The organism is Ottowia thiooxydans DSM 14619 (assembly GCF_000422885.1).
GTDB classification, from domain to species: domain Bacteria; phylum Pseudomonadota; class Gammaproteobacteria; order Burkholderiales; family Burkholderiaceae_C; genus Ottowia; species Ottowia thiooxydans.
Window position 1 is genome coordinate 274,419 of record NZ_AUGX01000001.1, and the last position, 14,220, is coordinate 288,638.

The 14,220-nt window shown below is 58.0% G+C and carries 12 protein-coding genes; 5 read left to right on the plus strand and 7 right to left on the minus strand.

What is annotated here, in order from left to right; all coding sequences use genetic code 11:
• The first annotated feature begins 2 nt into the window (after positions 1–2).
• The 3 genes from G518_RS0101440 to G518_RS0101450 all read left to right on the plus strand — a co-directional run bounded on the left by G518_RS0101440 (position 3) and on the right by G518_RS0101450 (position 2,619).
• Positions 3–704 (plus strand): ABC transporter ATP-binding protein, encoded by a 702-nt coding sequence (locus G518_RS0101440; protein WP_028600997.1) that lies wholly within the window; start codon positions 3–5, stop codon positions 702–704.
• Between the two features lie 46 nt (positions 705–750).
• Positions 751–1,665, plus strand: a complete 915-nt coding sequence (locus G518_RS33430) for a LysR family transcriptional regulator (RefSeq protein WP_036593166.1) — start codon at positions 751–753, stop codon at positions 1,663–1,665.
• Between the two features lie 177 nt (positions 1,666–1,842).
• Positions 1,843–2,619 carry a sulfite exporter TauE/SafE family protein gene (locus G518_RS0101450; protein WP_245597865.1) on the plus strand — a complete coding sequence of 259 codons (777 nt, stop codon included), beginning with the start codon at positions 1,843–1,845 and terminating at the stop codon, positions 2,617–2,619.
• A gap of 4 nt (positions 2,620–2,623) precedes the next feature.
• Here the strand turns inward: G518_RS0101450 and G518_RS0101455 are convergent, their stop codons facing one another.
• Positions 2,624–3,496 carry an EamA family transporter gene (locus G518_RS0101455; protein ID WP_028600999.1) on the minus strand — a complete coding sequence of 291 codons (873 nt, stop codon included), beginning with the start codon at positions 3,494–3,496 and terminating at the stop codon, positions 2,624–2,626.
• Between the two features lie 64 nt (positions 3,497–3,560).
• On the opposite strand from G518_RS0101455, the gene G518_RS0101460 reads away from it, so the two are divergent.
• Positions 3,561–4,115 carry a MarR family winged helix-turn-helix transcriptional regulator gene (locus tag G518_RS0101460; RefSeq protein ID WP_036593167.1) on the plus strand — a complete coding sequence of 185 codons (555 nt, stop codon included), beginning with the start codon at positions 3,561–3,563 and terminating at the stop codon, positions 4,113–4,115.
• Positions 4,116–4,210: 95 nt separating this feature from the next.
• Here the strand turns inward: G518_RS0101460 and G518_RS0101465 are convergent, their stop codons facing one another.
• From G518_RS0101465 to G518_RS0101490, 6 genes are all read right to left on the minus strand, one after another.
• Positions 4,211–5,440, minus strand: coding sequence for a PepSY-associated TM helix domain-containing protein (locus G518_RS0101465; RefSeq protein ID WP_028601001.1), 1,230 nt, complete (start codon positions 5,438–5,440; stop codon positions 4,211–4,213).
• A gap of 6 nt (positions 5,441–5,446) precedes the next feature.
• Positions 5,447–7,858: a TonB-dependent siderophore receptor gene (locus G518_RS0101470; protein WP_084651312.1), complete on the minus strand. Its 2,412-nt coding sequence runs from the start codon at positions 7,856–7,858 to the stop codon at positions 5,447–5,449.
• 163 nt (positions 7,859–8,021) lie between these two features.
• Positions 8,022–9,122 (minus strand): FecR family protein, encoded by a 1,101-nt coding sequence (locus tag G518_RS0101475; RefSeq protein ID WP_051235806.1) that lies wholly within the window; start codon positions 9,120–9,122, stop codon positions 8,022–8,024.
• Between the two features lie 88 nt (positions 9,123–9,210).
• Positions 9,211–9,762, minus strand: a complete 552-nt coding sequence (locus tag G518_RS33435) for a sigma-70 family RNA polymerase sigma factor (protein WP_051235811.1) — start codon at positions 9,760–9,762, stop codon at positions 9,211–9,213.
• A 687-nt stretch (positions 9,763–10,449) separates the two neighbouring features.
• Entirely contained in the window at positions 10,450–11,571 is a 1,122-nt protein-coding gene (locus tag G518_RS0101485; RefSeq protein WP_028601004.1) for an ankyrin repeat domain-containing protein, read from the minus strand.
• Positions 11,572–11,668: 97 nt separating this feature from the next.
• A complete protein-coding gene (locus tag G518_RS0101490; RefSeq protein ID WP_245597866.1) occupies positions 11,669–13,087 on the minus strand; it encodes an MFS transporter in 1,419 nt (472 codons plus the stop codon).
• 67 nt (positions 13,088–13,154) lie between these two features.
• Here G518_RS0101490 and G518_RS33440 point away from each other — a divergent pair, with 67 nt between their 5' ends.
• Positions 13,155–13,589 carry a helix-turn-helix domain-containing protein gene (locus G518_RS33440; protein ID WP_051235815.1) on the plus strand — a complete coding sequence of 145 codons (435 nt, stop codon included), beginning with the start codon at positions 13,155–13,157 and terminating at the stop codon, positions 13,587–13,589.
• The last annotated feature ends 631 nt before the right edge of the window (positions 13,590–14,220 follow it).

The following is a 14,220-nucleotide window of genomic DNA, read 5'->3' on the forward strand; positions in this document are numbered from 1 at the left end:
AGCTGCTAGAAGTGAAGGACATGCGCGCTGCCTACGGCCGCATCGAAGTGCTTGATGGTGTGTCACTGGACATTGAAGCAGGTGAGATAGTTGCCTTGATCGGTGCCAATGGCGCCGGCAAGACGACGCTGCTACGCACCTTGTCTGGCGTGCATCCGTTGGCTGCCGGTCAGATTTTTTTCGATGGAGTGGACGTGAGCGCACAGGCATCGCACGTCAGGTTGCGTGCGGGCATGGCGCAGGTGCCGGAGGGGCGTCAAGTCTTTGGGCCTCTGAGCGTGCGTGACAACCTGCTGATGGGTGCGTACGTGCGTGATCAGGCGGAAGTGCCTCAAGACATTGAACGCATGCTTGATCTGTTTCCTATCCTGCGTGAGAAACAGCACCTGCCGGCGGGTAGCCTCTCTGGCGGCCAGCAGCAGATGCTGGCGCTGGGCCGCGCACTGATGGCGCGGCCACGCTTGCTTCTATTGGATGAACCCAGCATGGGGTTGGCTCCGGTCATCGTACAGGAGGTTTTCCGCATCATTCGGCGACTGCGGGGGCAGGGGACTACCATCTTGTTGGTGGAACAGAACGCTCATCTCGCGTTGACTGTTGCTGACCGGGCTTACGTCATGGAGTCGGGCCGTATCGCTTTCAGCGGCGACAGCGGCTCCGTGCGCGGAGACCCGCAGGTGCAGAAGGCGTACTTGGGCTTGTGACGCCGAGATAGCGCAGCGAATGGCCGTCCCATGCCAGAATTCCTGCATGCTTACCCATCGTCAGTTGCGTTATTTCGTTGAAATTGTGGACGCCGGCAGCTTCAGCTTGGCGGCAGAGCGGTTGTTCATAGCCCAGTCTGCGCTCAGCCGTCAGGTACGCGAGATGGAGCGTGAACTTGAGGTGCTGTTGCTGGAGCGAGATGCGCGGCACCTGGAAATGACCCCCGCGGGCCGTTCGTTATATGCCGATGCACGCCGTATTCTTGCTGCCCTGGAAGACGCGGCAGCCAATGTGGCGAATGCTCAGCGCGGTACTGAAGGCACATTGCAACTTCTGCATTCAAGCTCCGTGCCCTTGCATGAGCCCGTTCTCGGTATGCTGCGGCAGCATGCCGAGCAATATCCCGGTGTGGTGGTCGAGGTTTCGCTGGCCTCTTCCGAGCATCAGGCATTGGACGTTCATGAAGGCAGAGCAGACGTCGGGCTGGCTCGTTCGCCTATCTTGCGCCGCTATGGAAGTTTGAACTACGCGACGCTGTACAAAGAGCCTCTGATGGTAGCCGTGCCACCTGGGCACACGCTGTCCAGCCGGCGCTGCGTGGCCGTGGCAGAGCTGAGTCAGGAGTTATTTGTGTCCGTTCCACATCTGGAGCGGGGTGGCCTGAGTCATCGGGTGGCGGAGCTATGCCGTGTTGCGGGTTTTCAGCCAATACCGGCTACCGTGCGCTCACGCAAGTGGTCGCAACTTGCATTGGTGCAGGGCGGATTCGGGATCGCTATCGTGCCTGAATCCATGGGGCGGCTTGCACCGGAGGGCGTGTGCCTGTTACCGCTGGAGGGTACAGATTGCACGACGCAGGTCTTGGCGGTGTGGCGACGCGACGCACCGGTTTTAGCGCAACGCTTCGCTGAAGCATTGATTGCGGCGCTAGGAGGGCTCAGCAGGCCACCAGACTTGTAGATCGCCGGCTGCAAACAGGCCGCAATGGCTTATTTTCTCCTTCGACGCTATAAGTCCGATTAGATTTCTCAGAGGATGCCTAGCTGATTTCGAGATAGTCGCGCGCCACATTCTGTATTGGCGCATTTGAAGGGGGAGCGATAGATTGGTGAGGTCACTCCTTTCCATCGTTTACCCGTGCACCCTTTGATTTCTTCAGCCCTTGCTGGCCTACCGCTCACCCCGTTTGAACTTCTCGTGTTGGCGCTGGGCGTTGCCGTTGCTTATGTGATTTTCGGCATTGCAGGGTTTGGCACTGCGTTGGTCGCCGGGCCAGTGTTGGCGCATTTCGTGCCAGTGTCCACCATCGTGCCTATGCTGGCTTTGTTGGATTTTGCGGCGGCTACGGTGAATGTCATGCGCGATGGGCGTTCGGCCGATAACGCCGAGCTCCAACGCATCGTGCCTGCCATGGCGCTGGGCAGCCTTGGGGGCGCTGCCATTTTGCTCATGGGAAGAGCGGAGTTTTTGCTGCTGGCTTTAGGGATTTTCGCCACGGCTTACGCTTTGTATTCGCTGAGCGGCTTCAAGTCTCAGGCCAGGTTCACTGTTCGAGCTGCCACGCCTTTCGGGTTGGTGGGCGGAGTGTTCTCTGCGCTGTTTGGCAGCGGTGGCTTTATCTATGCGATCTACTTGGCAGGGCGCATAGAAGCCAGTGACCGGTTCCGCGCGACGCAGTCGGCGTTGATTGGGCTTTCTACTTTGACGCGGGCGGTGCTGTTTCTGCTGGCGGGTGTTTATGCTGACCGGGCCATTCTGGTGCTGGCTACGCTATTGGTGCCCGCCATGCTGATTGGCACAGCGGTGGGCCGGCGCATCACGCTGAGTCTTTCGCGCGTGCAGTTCCTTCGCATCGTCAGCGTGGTTGTATTGTGCTCGGGAGTTGCGCTCATCTGGCGTTATATGGCGAGGTGAGGATTTAGCTGCTTCGCGCCGTCGTCCACTGCACCGCGAGGACGCTGGCCAAGGCGATCACCAAGCCAGTGAAGGCCATTCCGGTGATGGACTGGGCCAAGAACGCCCAACCCAAAATTACAGCAGTGAGCGGACTCAGCAAACCCAAGGAAGTAACTGCCACAGACGATAACCGCTCAATTCCACGGAACCACAATACATAGGACAGCAAGGCGCCCGCAAGACACAGGTACGCGTATCCTGCGACGTTTGAAAGGCTCAGGCTTGGCAGCGGGGCATCGGCCAGCAAGACCAGCGGAACCAACATCAGCCCGCCCAGGAACAGCTGCCAACCAGTGAGCGCCAGCACCGGTAAAGGTAGTTGCCAGCGGCGCGTTAACCAGACCCCAGCCGCTGCGCACGCCGCTCCCATTAAGGCGGCAAGGATTCCCACAGGCTCGAACACCGTCTGCGGTGAGACGATAAGCATGGCCATCCCAATTACACCGGCGGCCGCCGCGATCAAAGTGGTGCGAGCGGGCGACTTGCCATCCACCATCCATGCAAGCGCCATGACCACGAAGGGTTGAATGGCACCGAGCACCGCAGCTAATCCACCGGGCAGACGGTAAGCCGCCACGAACAGTAAGGCCTGGAACGCGCCAATGTTCAGCGCGCTCAAGATCAGAAGGCGACCCCAATGCTGGAGAGCGGGTTTCTGGCGCGTGATCATGATTAACAGCAGCCCAGCTGGCAGCACGCGCAGGAGTGCAGCAGTGAATGGCCGGTTGGGTGGCAGTAGCTCTGAGGTGACGATGTAAGTGGAGCCCCAGATGACAGGCGCCATTGCGGTAATAAGGAAGTCGTGCCAGCGGGGCGGGGAGAGGGAATTCGCCATGGTGATTTATCTTCAATTCAAGATAAAATAATTTTCAACCCAATTTATCTTGAAGTCAAGACAAATGAAATCCAAAACTCCTGCACGTCCAACGGACGCAGTGGACGTCATCCTCATGCATTGGGCCCGCGAGCGGCCTGATCTGGACGCCAGCCCCATGGGGCCCATAGGGCGAATCAAACGTTGTGCTGCGTTACTGGATCAGAGTCTGAATGAAAATTTCTCACAGTTCGGCTTGAGCATCTGGGAGTTCGACGTACTGGCCTCATTGCGGCGCGCTGGTGCGCCATTCCGCTTGAGCCCTACAGAGCTGTTTTCCTCATTGATGGTGACCTCCGGCACGATGACCCACCGCCTCAAACGACTGGAGGGCAGCGGCTTGATTGAACGTGTTCCCAATGAGCAAGACGCCAGGAGTTTGTTGGTTCAGTTGAGCGCGAAGGGCCTGGAGTTAGTCAATCGCGCCGTCGAGGTTCACCTTGAAAGAGAGCGTGCAATCTTGAAGCCACTGCCAGCTGGGGCGTTGGCTGAATTGGATGCTCACCTTTCCACGTTTCTAAAATCCCTCGAAGAAAACGCATCAGGCGCCACACCTGGATTGGGAAGACAAGAGTCGTGACTCGATCGACTCTTTTTTCAGCAAAGTGGCGAGATATTTTCAACTGCCCCATCGTCTGCACTACCAGAGCGTGATCTCTCTGCTTGTCTGTGGGACTAGCCGGGAAGGTGCAGGCGCGAGACAGGTGCGTTGAGGTTTCTCTTCGCGCGTGCACGTCGCTTCCTGGCCCAGATGACCACGCCGGTCAGGCTCAGCATGGCAACTACCAGCCCCATCAATGAGATGAGTATCCTGCCGGGCAAGCCGATGATGCGGCCTGAGTGCAAGGGGAACTGTGCCTGCAGGAAAATGTCCCCTGCGCTGCCGGTACCTGGCACGAAGTCTCCCGCCACGGCTCCGGTGCGGCCATCGATATAAAGCCACGGGTTGCCTAAGCCGCCGTCACCGTGCTCGTTGCCATTTTCGAAGAACGTCACGCCGTAGAGACCGAAACGCTCGGCATAGAAAATGGCACCGGGTGGGGTGGCCCAGTTCCGTTTGCGAGCCTCGGCATGTGCCAGGGCAACCGCTTGTCCTTTTGATAATACCGGTTCGATCGGCTCGTCGAGCGGCGCCGGCGAGCGTGTTTCAAAGGGTGTGGTGCCAACCGGTGACAGCAGCGCCACCAATGGCTTCATGATCTCCCGACCCAGGTTCATTGAGACCGACGTGATGGCCAGCATCAGCAGTACTGCCCAAACCCAGGTGCCGCCGGAGCGGTGCAGGTCGAAGTTCAGCTTGGGCCAACCCTGATGGGTACGAAAAGCGAAAGATTTGCGCCAGCTGCGCAGGTTGGGGAAGGATATCCATAAAGCAATGAAACAGTCCAGAATCCAGACTATGGAGACTATGCCCATGAGCCACAAACCTGTGCGCACGTCTGCGATGTCAGGGATGTGCAGGCTGTAATGCAACTTGTGAAGGAAAGGTAGAAGGTTTTCGCGCGAGAGGGAGATGGCACCCCATTCCCGCTGCCCCTGCACGGCACCGGTGGCAGGATTGAGTGCGAGTTGATTGAAGTCCAGGGCAAAGCGTTGGCCCGTCGCATGATCGATACGGGGCTGCACTGAGACTAGCAGTGTGTGGCCGGCTTCGATGATCAGAGGCATGAAACTCACCCGCAGGCGAGGATCTGATGATTCCACGCGTTGTGCCAGTTCAAGTGCAGAGAGCTGTGCGACTGCCGCAGGGTTATCAGCGCTATGTGCTTGAAACAGATGCGGATTGAGCCACTCGTCGAGTTCGTGGTCCCAGGAGATCACGCAACCGGTCACACCTGCGATGAAGAGGAATACGGCGATGAATAGGCCGGCCCAGCGGTGGACCGGCACCCATACGGAGCGCATCAAGCGTCACCAGCGGTATGTCGCTGTCGCGATCATCTTTCGGGGTTCGCCATAGAAGCAACCTGTTGTGCAACTTCCGACATAGGTCTTGTCGAAAAGATTGGTCACGTTGAAGGCCAGGCGCCAAGGACCCTTGGTGTAGCTGATCATGGCATCGACCAAGGTGAAGGATGGGACGTCGAACGTACCGACGTTAGGCTTGGTTTCACTCTGATAGCGCAAACCTGCGCCGATCTTGAGATTAGGCAACCCCATGTTGCCGAAGTTGTAGTCGCCCCAGATGGAGAACTGGTGGAACGGGATGCCGGGTGATCTCGCTCCTACCGCTGAAGGCTGCAGGGGGCTTGCTTGGGTGGTGCGCGCGTCCGTATAGCCATACGCCGCAATGAGGTTCGCGTTGCGGCCAATGCGCGTTCGTGCCTCCAGTTCAAAACCTCTAGACCGCACCTCACCAATCTGGGCTGAGTAAGATGGATCTACGGGATCTACGGGATCTGAGACTGAGACATTCTTTTGCGTGAGTTGGTAGACGGCCGCAGAGATCAGCGTGTCCGAACCTCGCGGTTGGTAGCGTGCGCCAACCTCATACTGCGTGCCTTTTGTGGGCGAAAAGCGTGATCCCAGGCGGTCTCTGCCGGAGGTGGGTTCGAAAGACTGGCTGAAACTGAGATAGGGCGCCAGACCATTGTCAGCAAGATAGACCAAGCCAGCTCGACCCGTAAAGGCTTTGTTCTTCTCGTTGTCGATCGATTTCTCACCGGTGTACAGGTTGCTTTGGTTTTCGCGGGAGTGGTCGTACCGGCCGCCAACCAGAACCACCCACTTATCCGCAATCTTCATTTGGTCTTGCGCATAAATACCCAGTTGCTTGGTGTCTGCGTTGTAAGACCACCAGTTGTCCCGAGTGGGCTCACCCAACGGGGTGCCATAAACGGGGTTGTAGTAATCGATGTTGCTGGCTGACCTGTCATAGCGCTCTGACTGGTTTTTAGGGTGGGAGTAGTCGAAGCCCACTAAAACGGTGTGTTGAACGCTGCCATGGGTGGCTTGGTACTGCAGCGAAGTGTCTGCGACGATAGACGAGGAACGTTCCCAGCGCAGAGTTCCCCCGCGGTAGGCAGACGTACGCTGGTCCGAGGCAAGACCAGACACCCACACCTGAGGGAAATCGCTATTGGAATGGAAATATCTCAGGCTGTTGCGGAGCTTTAGTTTTTCGCTAAAGGCGTGCTCGAACAAATACCCTATGGAATACCGCTCCGCATCGAATTTGCTGTATCCGGGCTCTCCCGTGAACCGATTGCGTGGGATTTTTCCAAACGCAGTGGGGAATATGGTCCCGGTTGCAGGCAGCCAATAGACATAATTCGTTTTGTCCTTCTGGTAGTCGGCAAGCAGGGTGAGCGAAGTGCCAGCGGACAATTGCCACCTCAGGGCCGGGGCAATGAAAAGCCTGTCATCCTTCACAAAATCGACGAAGGTGTCACTGTCGCGCTTGAGAAAAGTGAGTCGGTAAGCCCACTTGCCATCTTTGTCCAGCGGTCCTCCGAAGTCGCCAGAGACTTGTTTTCGGCTGAAGCTGCCGGCTTCCACATTGAGCTCATGCAGCGGAGAGGAGGGGGGCCGCTTGCTCACCATGTTGATGATGCCGCCTGGCCCTGCCGTGCCGTATAGCAGTGAGGAGGCGCCTTTCAGCACTTCTATGCGTTCAAGCCCGTAGATTTCTTGCTTGCCATTGAACGCGTTGACGGTGTATTTTGCTCCGTCGCGATACACGCTGCCAGTCGCAGCTTGCGCTTGGAAACCGCGTATGTAGATGGTGTCCTGAACCCGGGACATGCCTTCGAAACGGCTGACGCCGGCCACGTAGCCCAGAGCATCCTGAATGTTCTGTGATTTGAGGGTTTCCATCTCTTCGGCACCAACCACAGAGATGGATTGCGGTGTTTCGATGATCGGCGTATCGGTTTTTGTCCCGGTCGCACTGAGTTTTGCGACGTATCCGAGCACTGGTCCCGTGGCCGTTTCCCGATCAGCAACTCCGGTGACTGTGACCACGGGCAGGGTGGAGTCGGATGAAACTGGCGCAGACCTCAGAACAACTGAGCGACCGTCTATGTCCGCAACCAATCCGCTGCCCACGAGCAAGCGGTCCAGCGCCTGTCTGGGAGTCAAGTCACCAGATACAGCGGGTGCTTTCTTGCCTGCCACCAGCGTTTGCTGCACGGCCAGTTGAGCACCAGTCTGAGTCGCCCACGCATTCAAGGCGTCACCCAGTGCCTGGGCGGGGATGCTGATGTGGCTCGGGCTTGCAATCTGCAAAGGATTTACCGTGCCTTGCGCCCAAAGACACTGGGTGCTCAAGGCGAACGAAACAGCTAACGCAAGAGGCGCCGGGCGCGGAAAAATTCGACTCATCAAAACTCCACAAACAGACAAATAGGAATGGTTCTTGTTTGTGTAGACGCATCAGGTGTCCGCATGCCGGATAACTTTCTGCATTTTTTTGAAAATTTTTAAGTCGAATGGCTGCGGGACGCAACAAGCGTACTTAGGGGGCGCCCTGAACCTGAGGCGTCAGCTACCGTGCGGAACGCAACTCCAGGCCACTTTCCCCACGTTCAAGCTTAATGGGCAGGGCATTGGCCAGCAGCTTGCGCGTACCAGCCACATCCCGGAGATCGAACGTGCCGGTCAGGCGCAAGCTCGCGGCTGCAGGGTCTACCGTGGAGATTCCCAGATCAGCGTAGCGATCCATTTCAGCCAACGCTTCTCTGAGCGGAACGTCGCTGAAGCTCAGGCGAGCAGATCTCCATGAGGCAAATCCACCGGCTGGCACAGTACCTTGCCGGGGTGGAGAGCCGTCGACGGCGAAGACAAGGGATTGCCCGGCTGTCAGCTCAAATGTTTGCTCCCTTGTCTTCTGGGAGGATGAGCCTCTGGTTTCCTGCGTCAAGCTTTTTTGCGAGATGCGCACGCGGCCTTCCTGTACCACCACCTCTACACCTCCGCGGCCGGGCACGTCGGGAGTCAGCCGCACCGAGAACCTTGTGCCCACCACGGTGATGACTACATCATTGGCTATCACGCGGAAAGGCCGCTCTGCATCCGGTAGAACGGAAAATAGTGCTTGCCCCTCAGCCAGATGAATCTCCCGCCGATCGCGGTAGTAAGTGGTTTTCAGGGACGTTGCCGTATCCAGGCGCAAGGTGGAGCCGTCAGGTAAAGTCGCTTCGGACTGTTGCCCTTTGGGTGTGTTGAAAGCCTGCTCATACAGCGGCGTTGACTGGACGTAGCGCCATCCGAGCCAGCCACTGGCGACGGCCACACCGCCGATACCAGCCATCGCAAAACCTGCCGCGAGCGTTCTGCGACGTGCGGGCACGACCATTCCTTGAAGCCTTGGCTGAAGCGCGGAAGTAAGCTGGGCTGTTGGGCGTGTCTGGCGGTCCGCTGCAACCATGGCCCGCAGGCGATCAGCGGAAGCCTGCGGCATGGCATCAATCGAGTTCCAGTCGGCTTCCCACTGGGTATAGGCACGGTGATTGTCGGATGCGGCCATCCATTTCTGAAAGGCTTGTTCGTCCTCAGGCGCCCATTGGCCATCATGGCGGCGCAGGAACCAGTCGACCAGCTTCTTACGCTGGCGCGCGGCATCGTCGGGTGGGACTGCGGAGATCATGGGGCGGATACTTCTGTTCTACGTGTAGACGCACGAGAGCATGCTTTGCCGGATAGGTAGCCGAAAAACGTCAAAAAATGGTCCATGCTCATTTGGATGTGCGTGCCTTTCTTGCAGAGCGTGCCGAGGCTGCTGGTGCCAAGCCTTCAAGCTCCTGCAAACGGTGCAAGCAAGCCTCCATAGCTATAGCCAGATGGGTTTCAACCGTTTTGACACCCACACCCATGCGCTGCGCTACCTCACTGCGGCTTAGCCCATCCAGTTTACTGAGGACGAAAGCCTCGCGCGGGCGAGGAGGCAACCGTGCGATGACTTCTTCGATAGCCTCCAGGCGTTGACGACCAGCCAGCACGGCATCAGGTTCCAGCGACGCGGGGCCGATTACGAAGTCAAGGTGCTCCAGACTGTCTCGCGCATTCGGCATTTCCACCTGTTCGCGTACTGCAGAACGGCGATGATGATCAGTGACCAGGTTGCGGGCCGTGGTGTAGAGCAGGGCACGTGGCTCGGAAGCCTCTTCGCTGTTTGGCGCCGCGTACACGCGGGCATAGCTCTCCTGAGCGAGGTCGGCGGCGAGTTCGCGATCACCGACCTTGCGCGCAAGGAAATTCAGCAGCTCACGATAGTACCGTTCGAACAAAGTTGCACCACATCCTGGACGAATGACAAAGCCATGCGCAGGTGGGCTTCGAGGGACGTGGCTGACCTGAGATCTAAAGCATGAAGAGTTTTGATTATCCTTGATTGCGCGAGCTGGCTCACTTCTGGATCTCTTGGGCGTTCAAGGAAGCGGACAAGGCAGCATACTTCCAACGATCTCACCCCGGCCCGAAGGGTGAGGTTCTGGCAAACCGCACTCGGCGTTGCCTACGCCGGCCGCGCAAACCCTCGCCGGGTGTCCAACCCGGCTGCGATTTGCGCCTTGATTGCGGCTCGCCAGAACCTCACGCGGGGGTGAATTTAGTGTGAACACGCCCTAGTTCGTACACACAGAAATTGGCAATCACCAAGGCGGCTGTGCCGGGTCAGCGAGCTTGAACCACAATTCCGCCGAAGCGAGCCTCCTCCGCCCAACAAGCGATGCCGTCTACGTAGACTTCGTGGCTGTCGTAAGGTGCACCAGTGTCGGCATAGCTTGCTGCGTACCGACCCTCAGGACCAGTTTGGAAAAGCCGCAACGGACGGGCTTCGATGTCGCAAACTTTTTTAGCGCAGGTGCGGCACAGATAATTTCGATACCGTGGGTTCTCGGTAACGACTAAATGGCAAATCGGGCATTCTTGGCTCATACGCAGTCTCTGAACTGGCTCTTTGGCCCTTTGGCCCTTTAACGGTGATAGCTCGGCGTGCTTAGCTTTTCTGGTTTGGGATTCAGCCCCACCCATTCCACGGCCAATGCACACAGCCGCTCAGTGTCGCCTCGCTGGCCCTTTACCTCTGAAACGATTTCCCTGGCTTCCGCTAACGCAGACTCGGGAAGGGCAACACCAGAGGCAACGTGCGCTAGAAAGGCATCAGCCATTTTTTTGAATGAGGCGTCCCAATTGACACCACCATTGCCCTCAAGTTCGCTGCGGATTCGGCCAGAAATTCTGACCACTTCACCTTGGACGGTGTCCGCAGCCCCCTTGGAGGGAACAAGCAATTCCCAGAGTTCCTGATGTTGATCCTGCCATCGCGTCGCATTGGCAATGATCGGGGATTTGCCATCGTGCGTCGTCCGGCGGGGGACAGGAGGAACATCGAACAGCGCGTACAGCTTTTCTAGCGCTACGCTGGTCGCGTCTACGGAGTCTGGGTTGAAGCCGGCACGGTGAAACTCGAATTCGGTTCCTATTCGCTGCACATGCGCCTTCATTTCCGGTGTCACGGGCGTTGGGTGTTCCAAGCGCCGCTTAAAAATACGATCGACAAACGTTCGCGCACTCTTGGGTGCTTGGGCCTGTGCGGCTTCAAGCAACAACTCCGCCATGGCCGCCATCCCCTCTATCCCGGCGTTGCTGCAGCGTTGGAGTGCGTAGACCAGCGGTGTCAGACCCTGGCCGTCGAGTGCTGCGACACGCGCTCCATGATTCAGTAACAAGCGTGCAGTGTGAATATTGCCAATTCCCGCTGCCATATGGAGCGGCGTGCCTCGCACGTTCTCACCGCTGTGAACATCTGCCCCCAGTTCCAGCAAGACTTCAATGCGGCCTTGCCAGTGGCCGGCCCGTGCATGCAGAGGTGTTTGACCGTAACTGTCGGGTGTTGAAAGATCAGCGCCCTGTGTCACCAGCCAGCGCACCAACTCATCCGGACATTCGTTGAAGGCCAGGGCGGATTGCTTGAATATTCCTCCACGCGCATTCACATCGCAGGAATCAAAAACGGCCTTGAGCGCGTCAAGATCACCCGCTTCCAACTGCGTCGTGAAATCTTTAGGAAGCAACTTCTTTTTGGCTTTGGCCAAGATCAATCTCCAAACTTTGATCTTTCACTATAGCCGCGCCGCCGTGGTTTCGAGCATGCCATTTTTGACAGTTTCGCGGTGTTTTACTCGATGTAGTTCAAGCCTTGGCGCGAGAGCTCCGGGTACCCATAGCCACTACTGCAAGAAGGATGGCAAGACCAGACAACCCGGCTGCCGAGAAAAAAGTGAAGGAAAAGGCTTTGCCAATGGCCTCGGCGGAGTTGCCGGTCAACCCGCCAGAGTCCAGCATGGATGCGAACAGTAGTGGAAACAGGGAGGCTCCCGCCATGAACCCCAGATTGCGAGACAAACCCAGGAGCCCTGACACCATACCTTTGTGTTCATCTGCTGCCTTGAGCATGACTGCCGTGTTGTTGGCGGCCAGAAAGAGCTGGAATCCAGGCGTGATCAGGATCAACGCTATGACATAGCCAGGAATGCTGAAGAGGCTGGGCAATATGGCGAAGCAGCAAAGCCCCGCAGTGGCGAGCGTTAATCCTGCCAGCAAGGTTCTGTCTGCGCCAAATCTGTCCGTCATGCGTCCTGCCGGAACGCCTGAGAGAGCCGCGGCGATCGGGCCCACGGCCATGACCAAGCCTGTTCCTGCATCACTCAGCCCCAGGCCAAATGAGAGGAAAAAGGGGCCCACCACCAGGGTGGCCATCATGATGGCGCCTACCAGCAGGTTGGTGATCAATGCCGTCGAGATCGCTCTTTCACCTAGTAGCGCCACGGGAACAAGAGGCTTCGCCGCCATCAGCTCCGTGTGAACGAATGCGGCGAGCGCGATGGCGGAAAGGGCCAGCAACATCAATATTGGGATGTCCATGCCCACCTTTCCGCCAGTGGCAGAGAGCGCGAAGCAGAGCAGTGCTACTGCAAGCCAGAAGTTCCCGGCCCAATCCATGCCGCCGTTGATTGCACTGCCTGCTGAACCACTTGCTCCTGGTTTCGGGATAGCCTTCAAGGCCAGTACCAGCATCCCCGCGCCCAAGATCGTCAGAGCAGCAAACGCGGACTGCCAACCCAGCGATCCTATGAGCACTCCGCCGAAGGAGGGCCCCATGGCGGTCCCGATGGCAGATGTGGTTCCCAGCAACCCCATCGCTGAGCCTACGCGTTCCTTGGCCACCAGCCCTTTAGCTATGGACATGGGTAACGACATGAGGATAGCGGCGCCCAGGCCTTGCGCCACGCGCCCGGCAATCAACCAGTTCAGACTCGGGGCCCACATGCAGGCGGCCGAAGCCAGGGTAAGGAGTAGGAGGCCTGCGACCAACACTCGCCGATTCCCGTATAGATCTCCCATACGCCCCGCCGACACAATAGTCACCGTCACAGCGAGCAGATACGCCAGCACCACCCATTGGACTTGCTGCACTTCTGCCGAGAAAGCTCGGGTGAGGGTTGGCAGGGCTACCGTGACGATGCTGATTCCTAATGAAGCGAGCAGGATGCACCCCGCTAACGCGATCATCAATAGCCTGCTGTCTGGGTTTAAACCTTCACTTTTCATGGGCACTTCCTTGCTTGATTCCGAACGAAGGCCTACTATGCAACTTCAAGTCAACTTGAAGTCAAGCATGAATCTCGTAGATATAGGAGCCTTGTCCAAGGCAGCGGGCGTTCCCACATCCACGCTTCGCTATTACGAGGAAGTGGGGTTGATCCAGCCCGTCAGCAGGAACGGGCTGCGACGGCAATACCAGGAAGACACACTGGTACAGCTCGCATTGATCTCGCTCGGAAAGGCTGCCGGCTTTTCCTTGGGGGAGATCAGAGGAATGTTTGATAAGGACCGGAAGCCTGAACTGCCGAGGCCGACCTTGCATCAGCGTGCGGATGAGCTGGACGATCAAATTCTCCGTTTGACCACATTGAGCAAGTTGCTGAGGCATGTCGCAGAATGCCCCGCGCCATCTCATATGGCCTGCTCGCGCTTTCGGACGCTACTGCGCGTGACTTTTCCTACCGTTCCGTTTGAAGCAGTACCGCGGAGAAAGGGGCACTCTGGGTAGATGTGGGTTGAGCAGCCGGGAGCGTCGCGAGAAATCCCCAAAGTGGTTCGCGCTACGGCATAGAACATCGTCACGTTCTAAGGGCCATCCCTTCAAGGTATTGGTCTTCGCTTTCCCCGGTAAGGGGGAAGACAAGCTATTCGGAGGCCGAGCGCAGCAATGGCCCGAGTGGGTATCCCACCCCTTGAGGCCGTGCTGAGGAGCGCAGGGCAAGGGGCCGGCCATCCGGGGGCGGGCAAGAGCACTGAAAGATGCTCTTGCTTCGTGAACTAGCTTGCGGCAGCTGTTTGAACGTAGTGAGCGAAGCGAAAGAAGAGAGTTCTGCCGCACCGCCCCTTGCCTGAGCACCGCAGGGTGCCCGGAGCGCAGCGCAGGGACACGGACTTGGGGTCGCATTTCTTTGGTTCCTTACTTTGGGCGAGCAAAGAAAGGGGCTGCGCTGCCGGGCGCAATTCCCGGCCTCCGACCTAAAGAGAAGAGCAGAAGGTAATTTACAACGGCAGCGCTAAATCAACCGCCGCTTGCCCTCACGCCGCAGCCGGCCGCCCCCGCCCTCTCCCAGAGGGAGAGGGGGTAAAAACCCCCGCCTTCTCCAGACGTCACGGACGCCACAGACGCGTAAGTCTGAACG

Excerpts from the sequence above, each read along its gene's own strand:
- G518_RS0101465 (WP_028601001.1), bottom strand. The coding sequence starts at position 5,440 with ATGCGCTCCGTATGGGTGCCGGTCCACCGCTGGGCCGGCCTATTCATC.
- G518_RS33430 (WP_036593166.1), top strand. The coding sequence starts at position 751 with ATGCTTACCCATCGTCAGTTGCGTTATTTCGTTGAAATTGTGGACGCC.
- G518_RS0101470 (WP_084651312.1), bottom strand. The coding sequence starts at position 7,858 with ATGAGTCGAATTTTTCCGCGCCCGGCGCCTCTTGCGTTAGCTGTTTCG.
- G518_RS0101490 (WP_245597866.1), bottom strand. The coding sequence starts at position 13,087 with ATGAAAAGTGAAGGTTTAAACCCAGACAGCAGGCTATTGATGATCGCG.
- G518_RS0101475 (WP_051235806.1), bottom strand. The coding sequence starts at position 9,122 with ATGATCTCCGCAGTCCCACCCGACGATGCCGCGCGCCAGCGTAAGAAG.
- G518_RS0101460 (WP_036593167.1), top strand. The coding sequence starts at position 3,561 with ATGAAATCCAAAACTCCTGCACGTCCAACGGACGCAGTGGACGTCATC.
- G518_RS0101455 (WP_028600999.1), bottom strand. The coding sequence starts at position 3,496 with ATGGCGAATTCCCTCTCCCCGCCCCGCTGGCACGACTTCCTTATTACC.
- G518_RS33440 (WP_051235815.1), top strand. The coding sequence starts at position 13,155 with ATGAATCTCGTAGATATAGGAGCCTTGTCCAAGGCAGCGGGCGTTCCC.